Source organism: Treponema parvum, from assembly GCF_017893945.1.
GTDB classification, from domain to species: Bacteria; Spirochaetota; Spirochaetia; order Treponematales; family Treponemataceae; genus Treponema_D; species Treponema_D parvum_A.
Genome location: NZ_CP054257.1, coordinates 467,030 through 490,147 on the forward strand (window position 1 = coordinate 467,030; position 23,118 = coordinate 490,147).

At 46.4% G+C, this 23,118-nt stretch carries 16 protein-coding genes; 8 read left to right on the forward strand and 8 right to left on the reverse strand.

Annotated elements, in window-relative coordinates; genetic code table 11:
- Positions 1-156 precede the first annotated feature (156 nt).
- Positions 157-996 carry a sigma-70 family RNA polymerase sigma factor gene (locus tag HRI96_RS02155; RefSeq protein WP_210117894.1) on the forward strand — a complete coding sequence of 280 codons (840 nt, stop codon included), beginning with the start codon at positions 157-159 and terminating at the stop codon, positions 994-996.
- On the opposite strand, the gene recG is transcribed toward HRI96_RS02155, so the two are convergent.
- From recG to dnaE, 3 genes are read right to left on the reverse strand one after another with little or no spacing between them, the layout of a single operon-like run.
- Positions 968-3,208, reverse strand: a complete 2,241-nt coding sequence (gene recG / locus HRI96_RS02160) for an ATP-dependent DNA helicase RecG (RefSeq protein WP_210117895.1) — start codon at positions 3,206-3,208, stop codon at positions 968-970. The genes HRI96_RS02155 and recG overlap by 29 nt on opposite strands.
- Positions 3,209-3,225: 17 nt before the next feature.
- On the reverse strand, positions 3,226-3,810 hold the full coding sequence (locus HRI96_RS02165; RefSeq protein WP_210117896.1) for a YggT family protein: 585 nt from the start codon (positions 3,808-3,810) through the stop codon (positions 3,226-3,228).
- A gap of 18 nt (positions 3,811-3,828) precedes the next feature.
- Complete coding sequence (dnaE, locus tag HRI96_RS02170) at positions 3,829-7,401, reverse strand: DNA polymerase III subunit alpha (RefSeq protein WP_210117897.1); 3,573 nt, start codon at positions 7,399-7,401, stop codon at positions 3,829-3,831.
- 108 nt (positions 7,402-7,509) lie between these two features.
- On the opposite strand from dnaE, the gene HRI96_RS02175 reads away from it, so the two are divergent.
- Entirely contained in the window at positions 7,510-8,574 is a 1,065-nt protein-coding gene (locus HRI96_RS02175; RefSeq protein ID WP_210117898.1) for a Gfo/Idh/MocA family protein, read from the forward strand.
- Positions 8,575-8,605: 31 nt separating this feature from the next.
- On the opposite strand, the gene HRI96_RS02180 is transcribed toward HRI96_RS02175, so the two are convergent.
- Both HRI96_RS02180 and HRI96_RS02185 read right to left on the reverse strand, forming a co-directional pair.
- Positions 8,606-10,327, reverse strand: a complete 1,722-nt coding sequence (locus tag HRI96_RS02180) for a flavocytochrome c (RefSeq protein ID WP_210117899.1) — start codon at positions 10,325-10,327, stop codon at positions 8,606-8,608.
- A gap of 362 nt (positions 10,328-10,689) precedes the next feature.
- Entirely contained in the window at positions 10,690-12,201 is a 1,512-nt protein-coding gene (locus HRI96_RS02185) for an IMP dehydrogenase (RefSeq protein ID WP_210117900.1), read from the reverse strand.
- A 187-nt stretch (positions 12,202-12,388) separates the two neighbouring features.
- Between HRI96_RS02185 and HRI96_RS02190 the strand changes: the two genes are divergently transcribed.
- From HRI96_RS02190 to eda, 3 genes are all read left to right on the forward strand, one after another.
- Complete coding sequence (locus tag HRI96_RS02190) at positions 12,389-13,303, forward strand: rhamnogalacturonan acetylesterase (protein ID WP_210117901.1); 915 nt, start codon at positions 12,389-12,391, stop codon at positions 13,301-13,303.
- Between the two features lie 94 nt (positions 13,304-13,397).
- Complete coding sequence (locus HRI96_RS02195) at positions 13,398-14,897, forward strand: glycine hydroxymethyltransferase (RefSeq protein ID WP_210117902.1); 1,500 nt, start codon at positions 13,398-13,400, stop codon at positions 14,895-14,897.
- A 318-nt stretch (positions 14,898-15,215) separates the two neighbouring features.
- The gene (eda, locus tag HRI96_RS02200) at positions 15,216-16,196 is read left to right on the forward strand and encodes a bifunctional 4-hydroxy-2-oxoglutarate aldolase/2-dehydro-3-deoxy-phosphogluconate aldolase (RefSeq protein ID WP_210117903.1); all 981 of its coding nucleotides are present in this window, start codon (positions 15,216-15,218) and stop codon (positions 16,194-16,196) included.
- A 275-nt stretch (positions 16,197-16,471) separates the two neighbouring features.
- Here eda and HRI96_RS02205 read toward each other — a convergent pair whose 3' ends face one another.
- The 3 genes from HRI96_RS02205 to aroF all read right to left on the reverse strand — a co-directional run bounded on the left by HRI96_RS02205 (position 16,472) and on the right by aroF (position 19,119).
- On the reverse strand, positions 16,472-17,005 hold the full coding sequence (locus HRI96_RS02205) for an adenine phosphoribosyltransferase (RefSeq protein WP_210117904.1): 534 nt from the start codon (positions 17,003-17,005) through the stop codon (positions 16,472-16,474).
- A gap of 20 nt (positions 17,006-17,025) precedes the next feature.
- The gene (locus HRI96_RS02210; RefSeq protein ID WP_210117905.1) at positions 17,026-17,919 is read right to left on the reverse strand and encodes a prephenate dehydrogenase; all 894 of its coding nucleotides are present in this window, start codon (positions 17,917-17,919) and stop codon (positions 17,026-17,028) included.
- 168 nt (positions 17,920-18,087) lie between these two features.
- Entirely contained in the window at positions 18,088-19,119 is a 1,032-nt protein-coding gene (gene aroF, locus HRI96_RS02215) for a 3-deoxy-7-phosphoheptulonate synthase (protein WP_210117906.1), read from the reverse strand.
- A 531-nt stretch (positions 19,120-19,650) separates the two neighbouring features.
- Here aroF and HRI96_RS02220 point away from each other — a divergent pair.
- The 3 genes from HRI96_RS02220 to HRI96_RS02230 all read left to right on the forward strand — a co-directional run bounded on the left by HRI96_RS02220 (position 19,651) and on the right by HRI96_RS02230 (position 23,113).
- The gene (locus HRI96_RS02220; protein ID WP_210117907.1) at positions 19,651-21,012 is read left to right on the forward strand and encodes an MATE family efflux transporter; all 1,362 of its coding nucleotides are present in this window, start codon (positions 19,651-19,653) and stop codon (positions 21,010-21,012) included.
- A gap of 166 nt (positions 21,013-21,178) precedes the next feature.
- On the forward strand, positions 21,179-22,231 hold the full coding sequence (locus HRI96_RS02225) for a DUF1893 domain-containing protein (protein ID WP_210117908.1): 1,053 nt from the start codon (positions 21,179-21,181) through the stop codon (positions 22,229-22,231).
- Positions 22,232-22,306: 75 nt separating this feature from the next.
- Complete coding sequence (locus HRI96_RS02230; protein ID WP_210117909.1) at positions 22,307-23,113, forward strand: metal ABC transporter permease; 807 nt, start codon at positions 22,307-22,309, stop codon at positions 23,111-23,113.
- The last annotated feature ends 5 nt before the right edge of the window (positions 23,114-23,118 follow it).

Below are 23,118 nucleotides of genomic sequence, written 5' to 3' on the forward strand. Positions count from 1 at the left end.
GCGGAATTTATTTTGCCGTAAAGCTGTTCCGTAGAAATTCCTAAGAAATTCCTGTAAAAACGCCGCAAAAGCGAACTAACGTAGAAGTTGGCATGAAAGTTGCTAATTAATATGTATCAACATAACGGCATAGGATTGCCGTGGGGAGTGCTTTAGATGATTAATGATGAGAATGTTTTATCGCTTTATTTGAAAGATATAAATAAGATTCCGCTTTTGAGCCGCGAAGAAGAGATAGAGCTTGCAAACAGGGCTAAGGCCGGCGACAAGATCGCTAAGGACAAGATTGCCAGGGCTAATCTGCGTTTTGTTGTGAACATTGCAAAAAAATATCAGAACCACGGCCTTGATCTTGTAGATCTCATAAGCGAGGGCAACATAGGACTCATGACGGCGATAGACCGTTTTGACATAGACAAGGGATTTCATTTTATCTCTTACGCTGTATGGTGGATCAGACAGGCGATTTTAAAAGCCATCTGTGAAAAAAGTCGCGCTATCCGTCTGCCGCTGAACCGCTCCAATGAATTGGTGAGCATCGAACGGGCAAGCAAGGCTGTGACGGGCGATAAGACGGAAGAACAGAAGATAACCGAAATTGCGCAGATGCTCGGTATGCAGTCCCGCCACGTGCGCGAAATGCTTGCCATTTCACGTGAAATGATCTCTTTGGATACTCAAGTTCACAATTCCAAGGATGACAGCGCCGTTTTCGGCGATTTTATAGAAGACGACCGCTACGAAGATCCTGACGCGGCTGTTATGAGAGAATCCATGCACAAAGATATAAACAACGTGCTCGGCACTCTTAAACCCAGCGAAGCGAAAGTTTTACGTCTGCGCTACGGTTTAAGCGGAGCAAAGCCTATGTCGCTGAAAGAAGTAGGAAATATCTGTAACCTTACAAAGGAGCGCATACGCCAGATTGAAAAAAGCGCGATCATCCGTATGCAGCATCCTGCACGGCTCAACCGCCTTGCAGCTTACGTTGCATAAGGTTGAATGCGTCCGCCCGCGCTTGTTCAAGAATTCGGCGGTCGCGGACGAGGTCCGATATTCCAAGTGAAAGGATTCCCGACTGAGCGGTTCCAGTAAGTTCGCCGGGGCCGCGCAGCTTGAGATCTTCTTCCGCGATTATAAATCCGTCGGTGTTTTCGCGCAGAGCTTTCATTCTGGCTATTCCCGATTCCGTTATGTTTTTGCCGTATACTAAAAAGCAGTAAGATTGCGCGTTCCCGCGGCCCACCCGCCCCCTTAACTGATGCAGCTGCGCCAAACCGAACCTGTCGGCCTGTTCTATGACCATGCAGGTTGCTGAAGGAACGTCGACGCCGACTTCCACTACCGTTGTTGCAACGAGTATCTTTATCTTTCCGTCCCGGAATTCTTTCAAAACTCTTATCTGCGTATCTTCATCTATTTTAGAGTGAAGCAGGGCGCACTGATATTCGGGGAATATTTTTGACGATAAAAGGGCGAACGCTTCTTCGGCGGCTTTCACTGATTTTAAAGTTTCATCGTCCGCAGAATTATCTTTTACCGTGTTTTGTTCGGAGCCTTCAGAGGATCCTTCGATCGCCGGATAAATGAAATACGCCTGACGCCCGGCTTTAAGTTCTTTGAGGACGGCGCGGTATACGTTTTTTTCATTTCCTTCGCGTACCAGATAAGTTATTACCGGTTTTCGGCCGCTCGGCATTGTTTTTATTACGGAAACATCCAGATCGCCGAACGCCGTGAGCGCGAGCGTCTGAGGAATGGGCGTTGCGCTCATCATAAGAAAATGCGGCGAAACGTACCGGTGCGAAGCCAGCTGCAAGCCTTTGCCTATGATCGCATTCCTTTGCATTACGCCGAATCTGTGCTGCTCGTCTATCACTACCGTCTGAAGATCCTTGTACACGACCGTGCTTGAAAAAAGGGCGTGCGTTCCGATCACTATATCTATATTGCCTTCTTTGAGCGCTTTTAAAAGCTGTTTCCGCCCGGATGCGTGTACCGACGCGGTTAAAAACGCAATCCTTATTCCCATAAAGCCGAGCAAACGGTCTGCGTTTTCAGCGTGCTGCCGGGCAAGAATTTCCGTCGGCGCCATGATCGCGCATTGGCCGCCCCAGTTTACGGTGCGAAGGCAGGCAAAGAATGCGACGAGCGTTTTTCCGGATCCAACGTCGCCTTGCAAAAGTCTTGCCATAGTGTATACAGGTTTGTCGGATCTACTTTCTGCGGCGCCTTTTAGCAGCGCGCTTCTTTCCTTGTAGCCGCGGTCTATGTCTTCGTTCATCTGCCTTATGACGTTCATTTGATCGTCCGTAAGCTGAAACGAAAGTTGCTCGAAAAGTTTTTTTTGAAGCGGAGAAAGATCTTCCTTAAAATCATGCGCTTGCATGGAGGGGGCAGGCGTCCGCATTGCACTTCTTAGGTGACTTGCCGAATCTTCCGTGTTTTCAACACCGGGAAGACATCCCTTATGTTCATAGGCGCGCTCTGCCATGGAATACTGAAAACGGAAAAGCTCTTCATATATAAGAGTTTGCCGCGCTTTTTCTATGTCCGAATATTGCGCCGGCTGATGGATTAGACGGACGGCGTCTTTTTTTGACAGCAGTTGTCTTTGGGCGATTATTTCCTGAGGAATCTCGTCGTCGATGCCTGCGCAGCATTGCTTAAGAGCCGCATTTACCGCCTTTTGCACTGATTTCAGGCTGAGCCCTTCGGTCAACGGGTAGATGGGAATCACGCCGGAATCGGGAAGCGGTTTGCCTTCGTAATCGGCAAGGCTTTGGCCGTCTTTTAAGCCGTCCGAAAGTTTTATTACTTCAAACGAAGAACTCTGCAAAGAGTTGTACTTTATAAAAAAACTTCCGCTCACAACTATGACGGAACCGATCGGAAGCATTTTTTCAAAAAAAGGTCTGTTAAAGGCGACGAGTTGGGCTTCCGCGGTCTTATCGTTTATGTAGATTTTCAGCGTTTTCATGCGGCCGTAGCCGAACCAGTCGTGTGCGGTAACTTCCGCCACGGTATGTACCTTAGCTTTGTTGAATTGCGACAGCGTGACGATCTTTGTTCTGTCTTCATAATCTCTCGGATACAATGTAAGCAGATCGGCGATTGTAAATACGTTGAGGTTTGCAAAAAGTTTTACGGCTGCGGGCCCTACGCCGGGAAGAGAACCTACGGGTATCCGTATTTCTTCAAGTTTCATCGATACCGGACACTGAACTAAAACGGAAGGCGGGCCAGAAGCGAAAACAAAATATTTGCGATATATCGTACTCCGAGGTTAAATGCCAGCAGTGTAAAAATTGAAATGATAAGAGAATTTTTATAGCTTATGGGTCTTCCGCCTGAAAACAGGCTTGATATTTTAAAGACCAGAGGATTGATCGAATAATCTATTTGCGACCATATGGATGAGTATGAATCTCTGCGTATTAGAAGGATAATAAGCCGTATGACAAGAAAAAATATAAAAAAAGTTATCAGGGAATTGATAATCTGTAAGAGCATGTTCAGCGCCAAAACTAAAAACAGACCGAACGTGATCGACCTCGACATGGCGAGGTTTCCGAAAATACTTGACGCCACCATGAGCACGCCGAAAGAAATGAGAGGCGAAAAATCAAAAGCGCCGAAGCGTAAGGGCAGTCGTCGGAAAAGATTCAAATACGGATCGCACAGGGACGAAAGTATTTGCGCAAAGCGGCTGTAGGCGAGTCCGGGAAACCATGTGAGCATGATGCGTATGAAGCACAAAAAAGAGTATATACTGATCATGGAAGTAAGCAGTTTAAAGATCGATATCATAAAATCCCCCGGTAAAAATTAGGCCGTCCACACTTCGGACACCCCCGCTTTGGATTCAAGGCTTTGAATAAATTCAGCCGTTGAAGGCGCCGTGATTTGGCCGTTTGCCTTTATAATATACGGACCGTTTTCCGTATCTATATGAAAATATACACAACATGAACCGGTAGCGCCAAATAAAAAATCACGTAAATTTTGAATGTGGGATTCGCTGCACGCGGCCGATTCAAGCTGAATATGAACTTCGCTTATAGCGCGGGCTTTTAGACTGTCGGGATCTTCTATGCTGTCTACGATAAATGAAGGCGTGTCTCTTGAGCCGTCGACCTTGCCTTTAAAAGCATAAATTTTATCCGTTTCTATAGAGCCGCGTATCGATTGCCACGTTTTAGGAAAAAAAGTTATATCGATTGAACCGTTAAAATCCTGTAATTTTGCAAAGGCCATCTGGTCGCCTTTTTTAGTGTTTATAGTGCGAAGCTCCATGAGCATGCCCATCGCCGTGTGAGTTTTTCCCGTATTGCGCATCTGCCATGGATTTCCTCTGGACACGCTTGCGGCCTGAGCTTCTTTTTCCGCCATGGCTTCCTTTGCCTCGCGTTCTATGTTTTGCGAAGTGACTGTTACGCACTCTTTGATAGCTTTTTTGTAATCGTCCAGCGGATGCCCCGAAACGTAACAGCCTATGAGATCTTTTTCCTGGTTCAGTTTTTCCATCTTTGTAAGATCTTCGCTTTCTTCAAATATAAAAGGAACGAACTCTTCTTCGCTGTTTTCCCCGAAAAGGCTCGCCTGTCCGTTATCGGTTCCGCGCTTTTTACCTTCGGCGTAGGCCACCGCTCTTTCCATGTTCTGGATGAGAGTCGGACGGTTCTGCCCCAGATTGTCAAAAGCCCCGGTTTTTATGAGCACTTCAAGAGCCCTCTTATTTACCGACTTTAGATCTACGCGGTCAAGAAAGTCCAAAAAACTTTTGTAAGGTCCGTTTTTGGAGCGCTCTTCGACGATCACTTCCGCAGCTTTTTGTCCGAGCCCTTTTATTCCCATAAGGCCGAAAACTATCTTTCCGTCTACAACGTCGAAGACCGTGTCTGAGCGGTTTATGTCCGGAGGATCGATCGTAAGCCCCATTGAATTTCCTTCGGCGATATACATCGGAAGTTTATCCGTGCTGGTTATTTCGTTTGTCAAGTTAGCCGCAATAAATTCAGCCGGGTAATTTGCCTTTAAGTATGCCGTGCGGTATGCCACAACAGAATACGCGGCCGCGTGACTTTTGTTAAAGCCGTAGCCGGCGAACGGAACCATGATTTCAAAAATTTCATCGGCGTGCTGTTCGGAAAATCCGTTTTTTATGGCGCCGTCTATAAATTCTTTCTTTTTCGCCATAAGGACGTCTTTTTTCTTTTTTCCCATGGCGCGGCGCAGCATGTCGGCGGCTCCCAGTGAAAAGCCCGCGATGCGCTGGGCTACTTGCATTACCTGTTCCTGATAGACCATAACACCGTAAGTTTCTTTTAATATGTCTTCAAGGCACGGATCCGGATAGTGAATGGTTTCGGGGTGCCATTTTCCGTCTATGTACTGTTGTATAAATTCCATCGGCCCCGGACGGTAAAGCGCATTCATAGCTACGAGTTCTTCTATGGAATGAGGTTTAAGCTGCTTCATCCATTTTTGCATTCCGGGACTTTCAAATTGAAATACGGCGACGGTATCTCCGCGGCAGAACAGATCGAATGTTTTGGAATCTTCTTCCGAAATTTGATCCGCTTTAAAATTTTCCAATCCCGGGCGTTTCCGGATTATATGTTCGGCGTGCTTTATTAATGTGAGCGTTTTAAGCCCCAGGTAATCCATCTTTACAAGGCCGCACGGCTCGATTATGTCCATCGTGTATTGAACGGCTACTTTTTCGGTTTTTGAATCTTTGAATACGGGAACCCACTCCGACAGCGGCGATTTGCCTATGACGATTCCCGACGCATGCAGACCCGTGTTACGGTTTATGTTTTCAAGCTTGTAAGCCAGGCGGAAAAGCTGCTGGTACTTAGGATCGTCTTTATATTGGATCAGCTGCCCGTTGTCGGAATGTTCCGGCGTCGGAGGCGTAAATGCGTCTTTAAGCGTCGCCTTAGGGTCTCCGGGAATACATTTTTTCAACATGTTTACTTCGGACAGCGGTATGTCAAGCACGCGCCCTACGTCGGCTATAACTTGTTTTGCCTTTAGAGTACCGAAGGTTACTATATGCCCTACTTGAGGGTCTCCGTAATGATCGCGCGTATATTGGATTATGTCAGGCCTTCCTTCGAAGCACATGTCTACGTCAAAGTCCGGCATGCTCACGCGCTCAGGGTTTAAAAACCGCTCGAAAATAAGTTTAAAACGGAAAGGGTCTATGTCGGTTATGGACATTGCGTAGGCCACGAGTGAACCGGCTCCCGATCCGCGTCCCGGCCCTATGGGAATATCGTGTTTTTTCGCCCAATCGATAAAATTCCAGACGATCAAAAAATACCCTGAAAACCCCATCTGAAATATTATCTTGAGTTCGTATTCTTTTCGCTGTTCTATTTCAGGCGAAATCACCGCATAGCGTTTTTTTAAGCCTTCTTCCACTATGTGCCGCATGTAATCGTCTTGCGAATTAAATCCCTCAGGAACTTGGAAGACGGGAAGGCAGTCTTTTAACTGCTGCGTGGAATACTGGGGAATGGTGAGATTGCACATCGACGCGACTTTTAATGTGTTTGCAAGAAGTTCGGGATGTCCGGGAAAAATCTCGGCCATTTCAGATTCGCTTTTAAGATAGAATTGGTCGGATTCAAATTTCATCCTGTTTTTGTCTTTGAGAAGACTTTTCGTTCCTATGCAGAGCAGTGCGTCTTGGGCTTCGGCGTCTTCTTTTCGGCAATAGTGAACGTCGTTTGTGGCGACGGCGGTTATGCCGAATTTTTGGGCGATTTGAAGTAAAAGCGGTTCTATGCGTTTTTGTTCTTCAATGCCGTGGTTTTGAAATTCTATGTAATAGTGATCTTTTCCGAACAGATTTAAATAACGCTGTGCGATTTTTTCAGCTTTGGGCATATCGCCTGCGATCAAGGCCTGCGGAAGTTCCCCGGCAAGGCAGGAAGACAGGCAGATGATTCCCGAATGATACTTTTCAAGCAGCGGCCAGTCTATGCGCGGCTTGTAATAAATTCCTTCCGTATAAGCTATGGAAGATAGGACTGCGAGGTTTTTATAGCCTTCTACATTGCATGCGATTAAAACAAGGTGATAATAGTTTGCTCCGTAAGGAGTTTTATTTTTTTCAAGACGGCTTCCTTCCGCCAGATAAAACTCTTCGCCGACAAGGGGATTTATTCCGTTTGCGCGGCACATGTGCTCGAAATTCAAAACTCCGAACATGTTGCCGTGGTCTGTCAGTGCGAGAGCTTTCATGTTCAATTCTTTGGCGCGCGCAATGAGAGTTCCGATTTTGGAAGCTCCGTCGAGCAGGGAATAGTCCGAATGCACGTGAAGGTGAACGAAATTCGATTCGGGCGTATCTTTGTCCGGTTCGGGGAAAATCTTTATGTCTGCCATATAAAGATATTTTATAGGGTTTGTAATACGACTTCAAGCGGAATTTTAAGACCTCTTTTGTTGAGACGATGTTGAGGCGGCTGCCGTATGAGCCGATAATTCTTATATATGAAAAAGATTTATACGGCGGCCCTCGTCGGCTGCGGAAGAATAGGTTTTTCCCTCGGGTTCGATAAAAAAAGAGAACAGCCGGCTTCCCACACTATGGCCTTAAAAAAGAATAAGAGAATTAAACTTGTAGCCGGATGCGACACGGATCTCTTAAAGCTTGAAAGTTGGAAACGTTTTGTAAGATGCGGCAAAATATATACCGATGTTTCGGATATGCTGCGCTCCTGTAAGACGGATATTATCGCCGTCGCGGTAAACGAAGAATTTCATCTCTCTGTAGCGCTGGACGTAATAAGATCCCGCCCGCGCTTGGTAATACTTGAAAAACCCGTCGCGCTGAATACCGGCGACGCAAAAAAAATTTACAGTGCTGCAAAGGAATTCAACGTTCCCGTGCTGGTAAACCATGAAAGAAGGTTCGCTTTGGATTATAGCGCCGCTGCAAATTATTTGAGCGAAATCGGCGATATTCAGAGTATAAGAGGCGTTTTATGCTCCGGGCTGCGGGTATATTCGCCCGAAGACGAAAAGACCGGATCTTACAGTCTTTTGCATGACGGTACGCATTTGATAGATATAATACTTTACTTTCTTGAAAAACTTTCCGGAAAAGAAAAAAAACGGTTGCTTTATCGCCCCTCTCTTTCAGGCGTTTATTATGACATGGAAAAACCTGTCGTAGTCAGAAACCTTTGCGCCAATTACAAAACGGACGTCTGTCCCGATGTTTCCGTAACTATTTCAGGACGAAGTAAATTTTTTGCTTTTGAAGTGGAGATTACAGGTACTCAGGGACGCATATGCATAGGCAACGGCTACATGCATTTTTATAAAAGCCGACAATCCAAGCTGTATACGGGGTTTTATTCTTTGGAAGAAAACCGTTTTGTCCGCCGGCCTAAAAGAACGCTCTATTTTTCGAATATGGTACAGAATGCGGTCGATTTTTTAGACGGTAAGGCGCCTTTAGGATCGTCTTTAGAAGACGGAATAAATGTGATGGCCGTGATAGACGAAATAAAAAAAGAGCTTAAAAAAGAAAACGGCACCCTCGGAAATTGAAATTTCCTTGCATGCCGTTTTTCTTAGGAGTTTATTTTATATACGCCAGAGCCGAGTCTGCCGCCATCTTTCCGAAAACTTCAATGTCGGCGATTGCATTGCCGCCCAAGCGGTTACCGCCGTGAACGCCTCCGGTAACTTCTCCCGCTGCAAAGACGCCTGGAATCGGCTGCCCTTTTGTATTTAAAACTTCCGCTTTTGCGTCTATTTTAAGACCGCCCATCGTGTGGTGTACTGCAGGACCTACTTCAACCGCATAATACGGAGCTTTTTCCAGAGGAAGAGGCATTTCGGACGCTTTTCGGCCGATCGGATCCTTGCCCGATTTTTGTATTGCCGCATAATCCGAAAGGGTTTTTACCAATGCGTTTTCCGGTATGCCGAGCTTTTTCGCGAGTTCGGCGACTGTCGGAGCTTCGGTCAGGAGACCTTTTTTTGCATAGCCTTCGATTGCCTTAAGCGACTCTCGTACCGCTTGGTCGAATACGAGGAATGCGGTTCCGCCTTTTTGCTCGAGGATGGCTTTTGACATAACATCGCGGGTAGACATTTCGGAACAAAAGCGATTGCCGTCGCGGTTCACTATGATGGCGCCGTTGCCGCGTACGGCTTCGGTGATCATTATGCCCTTACCCGGAACTACCGTAGGATGGGTTTGAATTTGATCCATGTCTACAAAGTCTGCGCCGATCGCTTTGCCCCATTCGATTGCGTCGCCGGTAGCGCCGTTGTGATTCGTCGTGCCGAATCCCTTTAACGAAGGAACATAAGAGACGACCATGTCTGGATTTGCACCGAAGCCTCCCGTAGCGATTATTACAGCTTTAGCCGAAATTTTATAATCGCCCGCTTCGGACGAAACCGTTACTCCTACGGCCTTTCCGTCCTGCATTATAATACCCGTACATTTCGAGTTAAGACGTAAGTCTACGCCGGCGCTCTCAATTGCCGCGCTTAGCACTTTTACAAGATGCGGGCCTACCGCGGCTCCGCCTTGCGGACGGTGGGTGCGTTTGTTTGTCGAACCTGCCATCTTTCCCACGTCGGTAAGGTCGGCTCCTATGTCTATGAGATAATCTACGATAGCGGCGGAATTATTTACCATAGTGCGTACAAGGGTGGGATCGTTTTTATTGTAACCGCCTTTCATGGTATCTTGGAAATACTGTTCGTTGGAATCTTCAATGCCCAGTTTTTTTTGTATTACCGTTTCGCTTGCGTTAAGACCGCCCGTCGCGGAATTGGTATTTCCGCCGACTACGCCTTTTTTCTCAAGAAGGATGACATTTGCCCCTTGCGTTTTGGCTCTGTAAGCGGCTGTCATTCCGGCTCCGCCAGCTCCGATCACTACGATGTCGCAGGATGTGTCTTCCGCCTTTTCGGTTTTGGCAACAGCTCCCTTCGATGCGGCAAGAGCTTGACGTATCGCCTGCGCGGTTCCTTTTGACGTTACCGTCGCTCCGGAAACTATGTCCAAATTATCCGCGTTGCCGTTTTTTACGGCCTGAGCCATTACTTTTGCGGCCGCGGGTTTTGCAAAGTCCGTTTCCTTTTCGGAAACGACTTTTCCGTCGATTATCTTTCCGTTACTGACTGTGATTGAAACTTCAATCTTTCCGTTGTTGCCTTCGCCGATGCCGGTAAAGGTTTCTCCTGCCGGTTTTTTCGTACAGGACAGGACAATCGCTATCGCCATAGCGGAAACTGCCAGAAAAATACAGGACGCAACTGCATTTATCTTTTTGAAATTCATAAGAATTCCCTCCTTAAAATAAACTTATACAACCGTTATTTTATGAGTATAATCTGTGAAGCGGAATCTTGACAAGTGTTAGCCGGACGTTCTGTTCGAGTGCGGCCTTTGCGGACAAGAACTGCGTTTTCCGCGTGTAGATTTTGCTTGACCGCGCATAAAACCGTTTGCGGGACATTCTTTAAGTGCGCGGACTGCCCTTTTGACTGCCGTAGGAGCGCGGCCGTCTTAAAACGGGGACTGCCGCCAAGTTTAGAAACAGGCTGCAGCTTTTACCTGACCGCCGAAGCTGCCGTAGGTGCGATCTGCCGCTTTTAAAACAGAAGCCTCCGCCGAATTAAGTCTGCAAGACGGCCTTTGCCTTATTCTGCATGGATGGATGTGTTTTTTACTATTACGTCGTGGGCGGAGCCTTCGCTTATGGAAGCCTGCGACACCAAGGTCAGCTTAGCCTTTTCTTGGAGTTCGGGGATGGAAAGCGCGCCGCAGTTACACATAGTGTGGATTATCTTGCTGGTGGTAATTCCTACGCCGTCATGCAAGCGCCCTGCGTAGGGAACATAGCTGTCGACGCCTTCTTCAAATGCAAGTTTACTTGTTCCGCCGAGATCATAGCGCTGCCAGTTGCGCGCTCTGTTGGATCCTTCTCCCCAGTATTCCTTTACGTAGTTTCCGTTTACCATAAGTTTGCTTGTGGGACTTTCGTCAAAACGCGCAAAGTAGCGGCCGAGCATTACAAAGTCAGCTCCCATGGCGAGCGCCAATGTGATATGGTAATCGTGAACTATGCCGCCGTCGGAGCATACGGGAATGTATTCCCCTGTGCGTTTGTACCATTCGTCGCGGGCCTTTGCCACTTCGATGATCGCAGTCGCTTGCCCCCGGCCTATTCCTTTTTGTTCTCTCGTAATGCAGATGGAACCGCCGCCTATTCCTACTTTTACAAAATCGGCGCCGGCTTCGGCCAAAAAGTTAAAACCTTCGGCATCGACCACGTTTCCGGCTCCGATCTTTATCTTATCGCCGTATTTTTTATGCAAATCGCACAGAGCTCTTTTTTGCCATTCGGAAAATCCTTCCGAAGAATCAAGACAAAAGACATCCGCACCGGCTTTTATAAGATCGGGAACTCTTTCCATATAATCGCGCGTATTTATTCCCGCTCCTACAAGATAGCGGTGCTTTTTGTCCAAGAGCTCCAAAGGGTGCTGTTCGTGCGAAGAATAATCTTTTCTGAAAACCAGATATTGCAAGTGTCCTTTTTTATCTATCACCGGCAGCTGGTTTATTTTGTGCTTCCATATAAGATCGTTTGCGTCGCTCAAAGAAATTCCTTCTTCCGCCGTGATCATGTCCTTAAAAGGCGTCATGTAGTCGAGAACTTTCGCATCCGGCGGACAATAATTTATGCGGTAATCGCGGTCGGTGATGATTCCTGCGAGTTTTCCGTTTGACGTTCCGTCTTCAGTGACTGCCACTGTCGAATGGCCCGTGCGCTTTGTCAATTCTTCAAGCTCTTTTAGCGACTGCTCGGGGCGTATGTTTGAATCGGATTTTACAAAACCCGCTTTGTAAGATTTTACTTTCGTAACCATTTCCGCTTGACGCTCGATTGTTTGCGATCCGAATATGAACGAAAGTCCGCCTTCGCGTGCAAGCGCTACGGCCATATTATCGTCCGAAACGGACTGCATTATTGCGGATACCATGGGAATATTCAAATAGAGAGGGCTTTTTTCGCCGGATTTTTTATTGAATTTTACCAAAGGAGTTTGAAGCGAAACGTTTCCGGGAATACAGTCGGCGGAAGAGTACCCGGGAACCAAAAGATATTCGCCGAAGGTGTGGGAAGGTTCTTCAAAATAATGTGCCATGACGTATCCTCCATTATTTAAGCTACAGTATATATTATTCATTTTCTTTTGAAAAGGATCGGAATTTCTGTGTTAGCGCTGTTTTAAACGACGTTCATATGGAGAACATATTTACGTTTTTTGATTATGCCGCAGAATTACAGCTGTAGATTTTTTAGATCCGTGTTATAGTCATAACGAGGTCACCGTGGAACAAACAATCGATTCGGGAATTTCGGCATCCGCTGAAGTTTTGGAGAAATTTCTTGAAAGCGTGAAAAATTCCAACGGCGAAGCTTGCAGCGGCAAAGATTGCCGTAAAAAAAATCTGTCTAACCTTGGGCGTCCTGAAAATTCAGGACATTCAGGTGGGCTTGGCAAGTTCCGCCGGAAGCGTATCTTTTTAGCCGGAGACTCTACCGTAGGTCCATTTAAAGACCCGTTTTTTATTCCGCGTAACGGATACGGGATGAAGATGCAGGACATGATATTCGCTGAAAAAGCGGAGGTCGTAAATTTTGCGATTTCAGGCAGAAGCTCGAAAAGTTTTTTGATTGAAAAAAATTATTCCGCGCTAATTAACTATATCGGAAGCGGCGACTACTTATTGATCTGTTTCGGTCATAATGACGAAAAACCTGATAAAGAAAGGCATTCGAATGCCGAGGGGTCTAAAGAAGACGAAGGTTCTTTTAAATATTTTTTATATGAAAAATATATATTGCCTGCGCTGTCTGCAGGTGCGGAGCCCATTTTGTGCACGCCGATCGTGCGCCGCTCGCCGGAGGGAATTTACGCCGGTGAAAAAATTCATATTACGGAAAACGTGCAAGGTTTTCCCGGCGGAGATTATCCTAAAGCGATCCGTGAACTTGCAGCTCAGACGGGCGTGACCCTAATCGACAATACGGCAATGACAAAGTGCCTTTATGAAAGGATCGGCGCCGAGCAGAGCGCAAAATTTCACGCGCAGGAAACTGAAAGTTTTGATACGTTGGATAATACGCACTTGAATTCTTACGGGGCAAAAGTTATCGCACGCATGGTAGTAGAGGATCTCGCTCGTAGGGACTCGGTTTTTGCAAATCTTGTGCTCCCGCGAAATTTTACACCTTTTAATTGAATTAATCGGCTTGTTTTGTTATTATTCCCCTTAAAGTTTTACCGGCCGGCGACGGATCGTTCGGCGCCGTGCCGTGTCTTTTTGGGGAGGAAATATGCCTACACCTATTCAAAAATATCTTACCTTATGCAAGGGCAAGCCTAATCCTGCTATGCTTGCCTATGTGGCTAACCTTCAGCAGGTTGCCGCCGTCGGGCCTGAAATTGCGTCCGACATTGTAAAAGAGCTTTGCACTCAGCGCGCTCATTTAAAACTTATTGCGAGCGAAAATTATTGTTCTCTTAACGTTCAATCTGCGATGGGAAACATTTTAACGGATAAATACGCCGAAGGCTATCCCGAACACCGTTATTACGGGGGATGCGAAAACGTCGATTCCGTAGAAAGCACCGCTGCGGACGAAGCTGCCGCCTTGTTCAACGCAGACTACGCCTATGTTCAGCCGCATTCGGGCTGCGACGCCAATCTTGTCGCGTTTTGGGCTGTTTTAACGCAGAAAATTGAAATGCCCGCCCTTGAAACTCTTAATCTTAAAAGCGTTTCCGAAATGACGGCAAGGCAGTGGGAAACGCTGCGCAAAAAACTCGGCAATCAGCGTATAATGGGGCTCGATTATTATTCCGGGGGACACTTAACGCACGGCTACCGCATGAATGTTTCCGCTAAGATGTTTGAAAGTCATCCTTACACGGTAGACCCTAAGACGGGGCTGCTTGATTACGACGCAATCGAAAAACAGGCTATGGAAGTTAAGCCGCTTATACTTCTGGCGGGATTTTCAGCCTATCCCCGCGCGATAAATTTTCACCGTTTCAGAGAAATAGCGGACAAGTGCGGAGCGGTTCTCATGGTGGATATGGCGCACTTTGCGGGGCTCGTCGCCGGAAAAGTATTTACGGGGAATTTCGATCCTGTAAAATGGGCGGACATAGTAACTTCCACGAACCATAAAACCCTTCGCGGCCCGAGAGGTGCTTTTATACTCTGCAAAAAAGAATTTGCCGACGCCGTAAACAAGGGCTGTCCGATGGTTTTGGGAGGCCCTCTTTCCAGCATTATAGCGGCGAAGGCCATAGCTTTTAAAGAAGCTCGCACGCCTGCTTACAAAGAATACGCGCATACCGTTAGAAACAATGCGGCCGCCTTGGCTGAAGAATGCAAAAAGCTCGGCATGGTTTTACAGACCGGCGGAACGGATAATCACCTTATTCTCATAGATACTACGACGTACGGATTGACGGGAAAACAGGCGGAAGCCGCGCTGTTTAGGTGCGGTGTCACTCTTAACGCCAACGCCTTGCCGTTTGATAAAAACGGTCCGTGGTGGACAAGCGGAATACGAGTGGGAACGCCGGCGGTAACGACTTTGGGTATGAAGTACACCGACATGAAAGAAATTGCGGCGATAATAGACTTGGTGCTGAAAGGAACCAAACCCGGAGTTACAAAAGACGGAAAGCCCGCTAAAGGCAAGATCGTCATTGACGCAAAAGTTGAAGCCGAAGGCAAAAAGCGCGTAAAAAAATTGCTTTCAAAGCATGTCCTGTATCCGGAATTGAAGTTGGATTTTTTGGTCAAAGAATTTGTCGTATAAAGCGTACCGACGTTCAATGGGAACAATGTTTGCTGTCGCGTATCGAGCTTGCCGCACGGCGTAAACGATATTTGCCGACTGGGCTGTTTGAAAGCTTCGCTTTTGGACGGCGCCGCGCTTGAGGCGGCTCCGCGCTTAATGAAAAAGCCTATGTGAATAGTCGGCAAGTACGTTACAAGCGCATCATTTAAATCGACAAAAATTTTACACTGTGATATTATTGACATAGTATGCACGGTTCGGGCGGCAAAGCTCGAGCTTGTGCCTTTGTCATTATATATGCGCCTGAAAAGCGCTGATTTTATCAGGAGAGACACTATGACGGAATTACCTGAAATTTTTAAAAAAATTCGCGATATCGGTATTATGCCGGTAATCAAATTGGACAAAGCGGAAGACGCCGTTCCCCTTGCCAAGGCGTTGAGCAAAGGCGGCATTCCTATGGCGGAAGTTACGTACCGTTCTTCGGCTGCGGAGGCTTCAATCAAGGCTATGGTAAAGGAATGCCCCGATATGCTCGTAGGGGCCGGCACCGTAACTACGGTGGAGCAGGCTAAAAGCGCTATCGCCGCTGGGGCGAAATTCGTTCTTGCGCCGGGTTTCGATCCTGCAGTAGTGGACTTTTGCCTTTCAAAAAAAGTTCCTATGATTCCTGGCGTTTCGGACGCGTCTCAAGTTGAAGCGGCTATAGCGAAGGGACTGAAAGTTGTAAAACTTTTTCCCGCTTCCGTCGTAGGCGGAACCGGCATGCTTAAAGCTCTCGCAGGACCCTTTGCGGACATGATGTTTGTTCCCACAGGCGGAATAAATACCGAAAATGTAGTCGAATACGCCAAGCAGCCCAATGTTTTGGCCGTCGGCGGATCATGGATGGTAAAAACGGAAATGATCAACGAAGGTAAATGGGATGAAATCACTTCCGACTGTAAAGAAGCCGTAAAAGCCATACAGGGATTTAAGTTTGCTCATGTAGGCATGAACGCTACGGATGAAAATCCTGCGGAAGCCATTTCCGAAAAGATCGCCGTTTTCGGCCTGCCTCCCAAGCCGGGCAACAGTTCGATCTTCAATGCTACCGATATTGAAATAATGCGAAAAAACGGGCGCGGTGTTCACGGCCATGTGGGGATCAGGTGCGCAAACGTCGATCGCTCAGTGGCTTACCTTGCCCAGTTCGGTTTTAAACCAGTCGAAGAAACGATGGCGCATATTTCCAAAGACGATCCCAATTCTCCTCTCAAATTCTGCTATCTTTTACCTGAGATTAACGGATTCGCTTTTCATTTGGTAAGATACTAGATTCTTGATACGCTTGAGCGCCGGATTTTGACAGAAGTCTTACAGCACGGCCTATAGGGCTGTGCTGGCTTCTGCGGTACAGTCCTTTTTATCCACATATTTTTCATTATTCTTTAGAATTTCCGGAGCAGGAGTGATCGAAGGGATAGAAATTGAAACTGCGGCCGGGGCTTTATGCCTTGCCCGCAGGTAATCCGCATTGTGACTTCTCAGGCTGAAAACAATACCCCGCCGACGATTGGAGCTTCGTTGTGAACCTAAGGCGGGACTTTTGATTATTCTCCGTGATAGTCTATAAGAGTCGTGACTTTCATGGGCGACAAGAGCTTTTTATAATTCAGATCCGGAAGACCTATTACGCCGAAGCATTCGACTACGGAACCGCCGCCTTGCTCGATAATTTTTTTTGCCGCTTTAAAAGTTCCGCCGGTTGCGATAAGATCGTCGACTAACAGATATCTTTTGCCGCTTGAAATATCGGCTACGTGGACTTCAATTTCAGCCGTTCCGTATTCGAGTTCATATTTACAAGAATATACTTTTCCCGGAAGTTTACCTTTTTTGCGGATGAGCACAAGAGGTATCCCTAGCCGCTGTGCAAAAGGCGCTGCAAAGATGAATCCGCGTGATTCGACGGCGGCGACCGCATCGATTTTTGCATTTTCATACAATTCAACCATACGGTCGATGCAGAATGAAAATGCGGCGGGATTTACCAAAATGCCGGTTATGTCATAAAACAAAATGCCGGGCTTAGGGAAGTCGGGCACGCGGCGAACGGTTTTGTCCAGATCGTTAATCGAAAACATACTTTAAAATGATACAAAACCTATACGGTACTGTCAATACAAGACATGGCGAGCCGTTTTGCGCGGACACGGCTTAGTATCTTTTCGATCGTATTTCCGTCTCCTCTTTTAATTGCATCTTTTAGATTGGAAAGAGCTTTTTCAAAGGCAGTTATGTGATTTAAAAGTTCCTTTTTATTTGCAAGAAAAAGTTCCGTCCACAAAGGTGCGTTGATCATTGCGATGCGCGTAAGATCTTCATAGCTTCCGCCCCCGAAGGCTGTGATTTTGTCGTCTTCCGCACTGTCCACAAGCGACGAGGCGATAATATGGCATAGCTGCGATGTAAAGGCTATTTTATGATCGTGGATAATGTGATCCGTTTCTATTATGTGTTTAAATCCAATAGCGCGGATAAGTTTTCTTATGAGCTCCAGATTTTCAGAACGGTTTTCTTTTTGGGGCATGAGGATGTAGTTGCGGTTTTGAAAAAATGCGCCTGACGAATTGGAAAAGCCTTCTTTTTCACCGCCGGCCATGGGATGCCCCGGAATAAAATCCGTATCGCTTCGTACAAAATCGGATTTATTTTCAAGTATGAAGGATTTTACTCCGCTTATGTCGGTTATTACGGTTCCCGGTTTAAAATCGTTTTTATGTGTTTTTAAAAAATCAAGGGTCGCGTGCGGATAAAGGCATACGTATACCAAATCGCAGCTTTCAAGCATAGTATCTGCGGCGGATATATCATACCCCTTGTCTATGATTTTATCCTGCACGGCCAGGTTAAGGGAACCGCTGTTTATGTCTGCGGCGAAGATTTTTCCGTTTGCGTTCGGAACGTTCAGTATTTTTTCCCGCACGGCCTTTGCGAGAGAGCCGCCCATAAGTCCGAGCCCGATAAATCCGTAATTAAGATCTTTAAGTTTTTTCATTTTACACTCCCGTCGAAGCTAAACCTTCCTTAAAATTCAACAGTCGAACAAAATGTCAATTTTGGAGACTGTTGAATTCGTGCGCTTTTTGCGCACAGTTGATAAGCGATGTTTCGGCTTTGCTCGAAACTCGCAGTTTAACGAGGCGGCGCCATATAGCCGTCGAAGTTAAACCTTCCTGTTCTCTATCGCCGCATACTTTTGCAGTTTTTTCATCATATCGTCAAATGCGTCCGGCAAAAGCGCCTGCTCGCCGTCGCTTAACGCCTTGTCTGGATGATTGTGAACTTCAATTTCAAGGCCGTCGCAGCCTGCCGCTACGGCGGTTTGTGAAAGCGTCGGGATCATCCAGCGCGTTCCGCATGCGTGACTGGGGTCTATCACTACGGGAAGATGAGTTACGTGTTTTAAATACGGAATTATGGAAATATCCAGACAGTTGCGCGTGTAGTTGTCGAACGTGCGTATTCCGCGTTCGCATAAGATTATGTTTTCATTTCCGCTGGCCATGATGTATTCCGCCGACATGAGAAACTCTTTTACGGTTGCGCAAAGCCCGCGTTTTAATAAGATCGGTTTATCCGTCTTTCCAAGTTCTTTTAAAAGGTCGAAATTCTGCATGTTGCGCGTCCCGATTTGTATTATGTCTACGTCGTCAAAATACTGAAGCTGGCGCGCATCCATCAATTCCGTAACGACGGGAAGACCCGTTTCCTTTTTTGCGTTTATTAAAAATTCTATTCCCTGTTTGCCGAGCCCTTGAAAGCTATAAGGCGAAGTTCTCGGTTTAAATGCGCCGCCGCGCAAAAGACGCGCTCCCGCTTTTTTTACTTCTTTTGCGATCTCGATGATCTGGTCTTCCGATTCCACCGAGCAGGGGCCTGCGATTACGCTTATGATATCGCTGCCTATGGAGCAGGGGGCAATCCCTTTTTGTCCGCTGCCAACCTCGATTACGGTGTTTTGGGGATGAAAAGAACGGCTTGCCATCTTGTACGGGGCGCTTACCCGCTGTACGGTTTCGACTACGTCGTTTGCGGCGACGGTTTCGGCTTCAATCTTTGAAGTGTCGCCGAGCAAGCCGACTATAGTAGTGCTTTCGCCTTTGGAAAGGTGAATTCCGAACCCCTTGTCCTTCCATGACTGAATGAAGTCGTCAACTTTTTTTTGCGGAACATCTTTTTTTAGTATGATTATCATAATTCCTCCTGATAAAAATTTTTACGGCGATTTTAGCGGCGGCCGTTTAGGCTGCGCCTGGTGCACGCTCCTTTTTTAAACAAAAAAAAGGAACTCCGCAGAGTTCCTTATACGCATTAAAACGTTCATTTTAAGCATTACGTAGGCGAACTCGCAGCGTTTTTGTAGAGATGGGTATAATAATAGCTGAAGTAGGAATATGCCGGCATCGAGCTGCGGTTGATTTTAAGAGCTGAAAAAAATTTACGTGTTTTGTCCGTAACGTTCGTCATGCGAACAACATATACATAAACGCTAAAACATGTCAATAGCTTAGCCGGTTACTTTTACTGTTCGGAGAAGAGCTATGAAAATGTGCGGCGCTTGTGACCCGGTTTCAAAACGGCTTAAAATCCGCAATAGGATTTTGAAAAGCGAGTTTTGACGAGCGAAAGCCCGTCAAAACATCGCGTACATCTGTGCGGCTCTTTGCATACCGTTCCATAGGTCTTTCCTTGAACTTATGGATAAAAGACTTTACACTTTATATAAATGCAAAGATCGAATGAAGATGAAATACGGCGCATAAAACATGAAAAGATGACGCAGACGCCGGTTTCTAAACTTGTACTTAAGATGGCCGTTCCGACGATCATAAGCATGATGGTGTCGTCGATATACAATATGGCCGATACGTTTTTTATGGGCAGGATAAGCGCCAGCGCAACGGCGGCCGTAGGTATCATTTTTTCTTTGATGGCCATAATACAGGGAACCGCTCTTTTTTTCGGCCACGGCAGCGGAAATTATATTTCACGCCGCCTTGGAGCTAAAGATCCCGAAAACGCTTCTAAAATGGCGGCGGACGGCGTTTACTTAGGCGTTATCTTCGGCGTTGTGATATGCGTCGTCGGGTTATGCTTGCTTAAACCGTTGGCGCTTTTTTTTGGAGCGACTCAAACCGTTTTGCCGTATGCCATGGACTATATGGGCATAATTCTCATAGGTTCGCCTTTTATCATAGGCGGCTTTATTTTGAACAATCAGCTGCGTTTTCAGGGGAGCGCTTTTTTTGCGATGCTCGGCATTGCCTCCGGCGCCGTTTTAAATATTGTTTTGGATCCTGTCTTTATCTTTGTTTTTAATTTCGGTATCCGTGGAGCCGCATTGGCGACTATAATAAGCCAGTTTATAAGTTTTTGCATACTTGTCGTAGGAACCGTAAAAAAATCTTCCGTTTCCGTAAGTTTTAAATATTTTTCGCTTTCAAAAGAAAAAATTTTTGCCATGTTTCAAGGCGGGACGCCCAGTCTTGCGAGGAACATCCTTGCGAGCGTTTCTATAATCGTATTGAACCGGGCGGTAAGCGTCTACGGAGATGAAGCCCTGGCCGCCATGTCCATAGTCCAACGCTTTTCTTTTATGATGCTCGCCGTAGTTTTGGGACTCGGACAGGGGTTTCAGCCCGTATGCGGCTTTAACTACGGCGCGTCTCTTTATTCTCGCGTAAGGCAGGCATTTTTATTCTGCGTGGGAATCGGAACCGCTTTTTATGGGGTTGTCTTGATTACGGGTTTTACCGCTGCCGATCTGATTGTAGGGGTGTTTTGCAATAACGATCCGGGAGTTTTGCAACTCGGCGTTAAAATCATGCACATATATTGGAGCACGTGCCTTCTCATACCTTTTGTAGTGATTTCAAGTATGCTGCTTGAAAATATAAATCACTATAAATCGGCTACGTTTGCGGCAATGTCGCGGCAGGGGCTTTTTATGATTCCATGTCTGATGATTTTTCCCCGTTTATTCGGTTTTACGGGAATCATTATTTGCCAGCCGATTTCGGACATACTGTGTTTTGCAGCGATTTTGTTTTTGGTCGCTCCCGTCCTAAAAAAGTTCAAAGAGACTTAAACCGGTAAAAAGTTACCGCTTGTAAAAGTTCGGCCACGGCATATGCCGGTGAGCGCAACGAACGGTGTTCGGAGTCGCCGTAAAATCTGAAATTTTCAATAGTATGGTCCACATTCGGCGGCCTTCCGGTTTGTCATTTCTTTCAATTTTTCCTATAATTGTAAACATGAATTTTGAGAACGAGCCTTATCTTTCGCGTCTGCCGGAAGACAAGACCCTATGCGTATATAATTCATCCTCTCTTATTTTTTCAAACAGCGGAAAATGGCTTATGCCGCTTTTCGAACTGGAGAAGTTTTTAAAAATTTATTTAGGGCCTAAGGACAATCTTTGCGCTCACGATACCGCCGTCGGAAAGGCGGCGGCAGTCCTTATGGCACGCATGGGAATTAAAAAAATACATGCGGACATAGGCAGCAGGCTTGCCGAACGGTATATTGCGGAATTGAACGACGGAGTTGATGAAAAAGAAAAAATAAGTTTTTCCTGCGGAATTAAAGTAGATCGACTTTTATGTGCGACGGAGGATCTGTTTGAAAGTCTGTATGACAGCGACGAAATGTACATGCAGCTTCGCCGGAGGGCGAGGCTTGTGCAGGGCGTTGAAGCGCGTGTTGAAAATATTTCATCGAATTACGGTTTTATAAACGATTTGTCGTTTACGGTTCCTGCAGGAGGCCGCCTAATGGTTGCCGGTGAAAACGGAGCGGGAAAGACAACCCTTTTAAAAATTTTGTGCGGCCTCATCCGTCCTAAATCGGGGGAAGTTTTTATTGACGGAAAAACACCTTCGCTTTTACCCAAACGCACGATAGGATATATTCCGCAACAGACGGACAATACGGAATTCAGTCTAAGCGTTGAAGAAGTCGTATCTTTAGGGATCGGCCGCGCTTCCGTGAAAAACCGTGAAGCCGTAATCCGAAGATCGCTTGAAAGAACAGGAACTTTAGGCCTTATTAATCGAAGCTATTTCAGTTTAAGCGGCGGAGAAAAACAAAAAGTTTCCCTTGCGCGCTGTTTGGCGCAGGACGCGAAATTGCTTTTGCTGGACGAACCTACCGCCGCCTTGGACGCGGAAAACCGTAAAATGGTTACGGACATACTCCATTCGCTTTCCGTCTCGGAGATTCCTACGATAATAATCGTAACGCATGACAAAGAGCTTTTAAAAATGCACGGATGGCAAACTCTCGTGCTGGAGAGGCCCGGAGACTGAGTTCCGGCTGAAACCGTCTGTAAGGTTAGGCCTGCGCTTTCAGATTCGCGCGTGCTGAATAAACTAAGGTGAGATATGGACAAATTAACGATCTTTTTACTTCCGCCCGTTTTCAGAGGATTTATCGCATTGATAGTTTCAGGTGCGGTATTTCCGCTGTGCGGAGTAACGATCATTCGTCTTAATCTTATTCCGCTCCGCTACATGCTTATGCACGGGGTTATCCTCGGCGGCGCCATAGCCTTGGCTTTTTCTCTTCCGCTTGTGCCGGTTACGATAGCTGTAAATACCATACTTGTGCTCGTGATGATAAAATTCACAAGAAACAGTTCTTTCGGCTTCGGCAGTTCCAGTGCAGCCGTCATGGTATTGGGAATGGCTCTTGCTTCGCTTTTGACGCACATTGCGGACGTTCCCGCAAAGGATACTTTAGATCTTTTATGGGGAAGCCCTTTCGCTCTGACAAACAAAGATTTTGCAGTCCTTTTCATTCTCGCCGTTATTATTGCGGTTTATTTGGCGATCAATTTAAAAAACGTTTTGGCGTTGTTTTATAACGCGGAGGTTGCAAGTTCTTTAGGCATAAACGTGCGTTTTCATTACACGTTAATGGTTTTAATAATCGCTTTTACCGTAGCGCTTGCGATAAAGCTTTTAGGTGCCTTTTTGATCGATGCGCTTTTGATCTTGCCCGTTCTTTTTGCGGCGTCGCTTTTAAAAAAGTCGCACGGAATAAAAAGGCTTTTTGCCTTCAGCAGTGTTTCAGGCCTTGCTTTTGCCGTTGCGGGATATTTTCTTGCAGTCGTACTGGATCTTCCTCCGGGAGCAACGATAGCCGTGATTGCAAGCCTTGCATACGCCGTCAGTTTGACCGTAAAATAAATTGC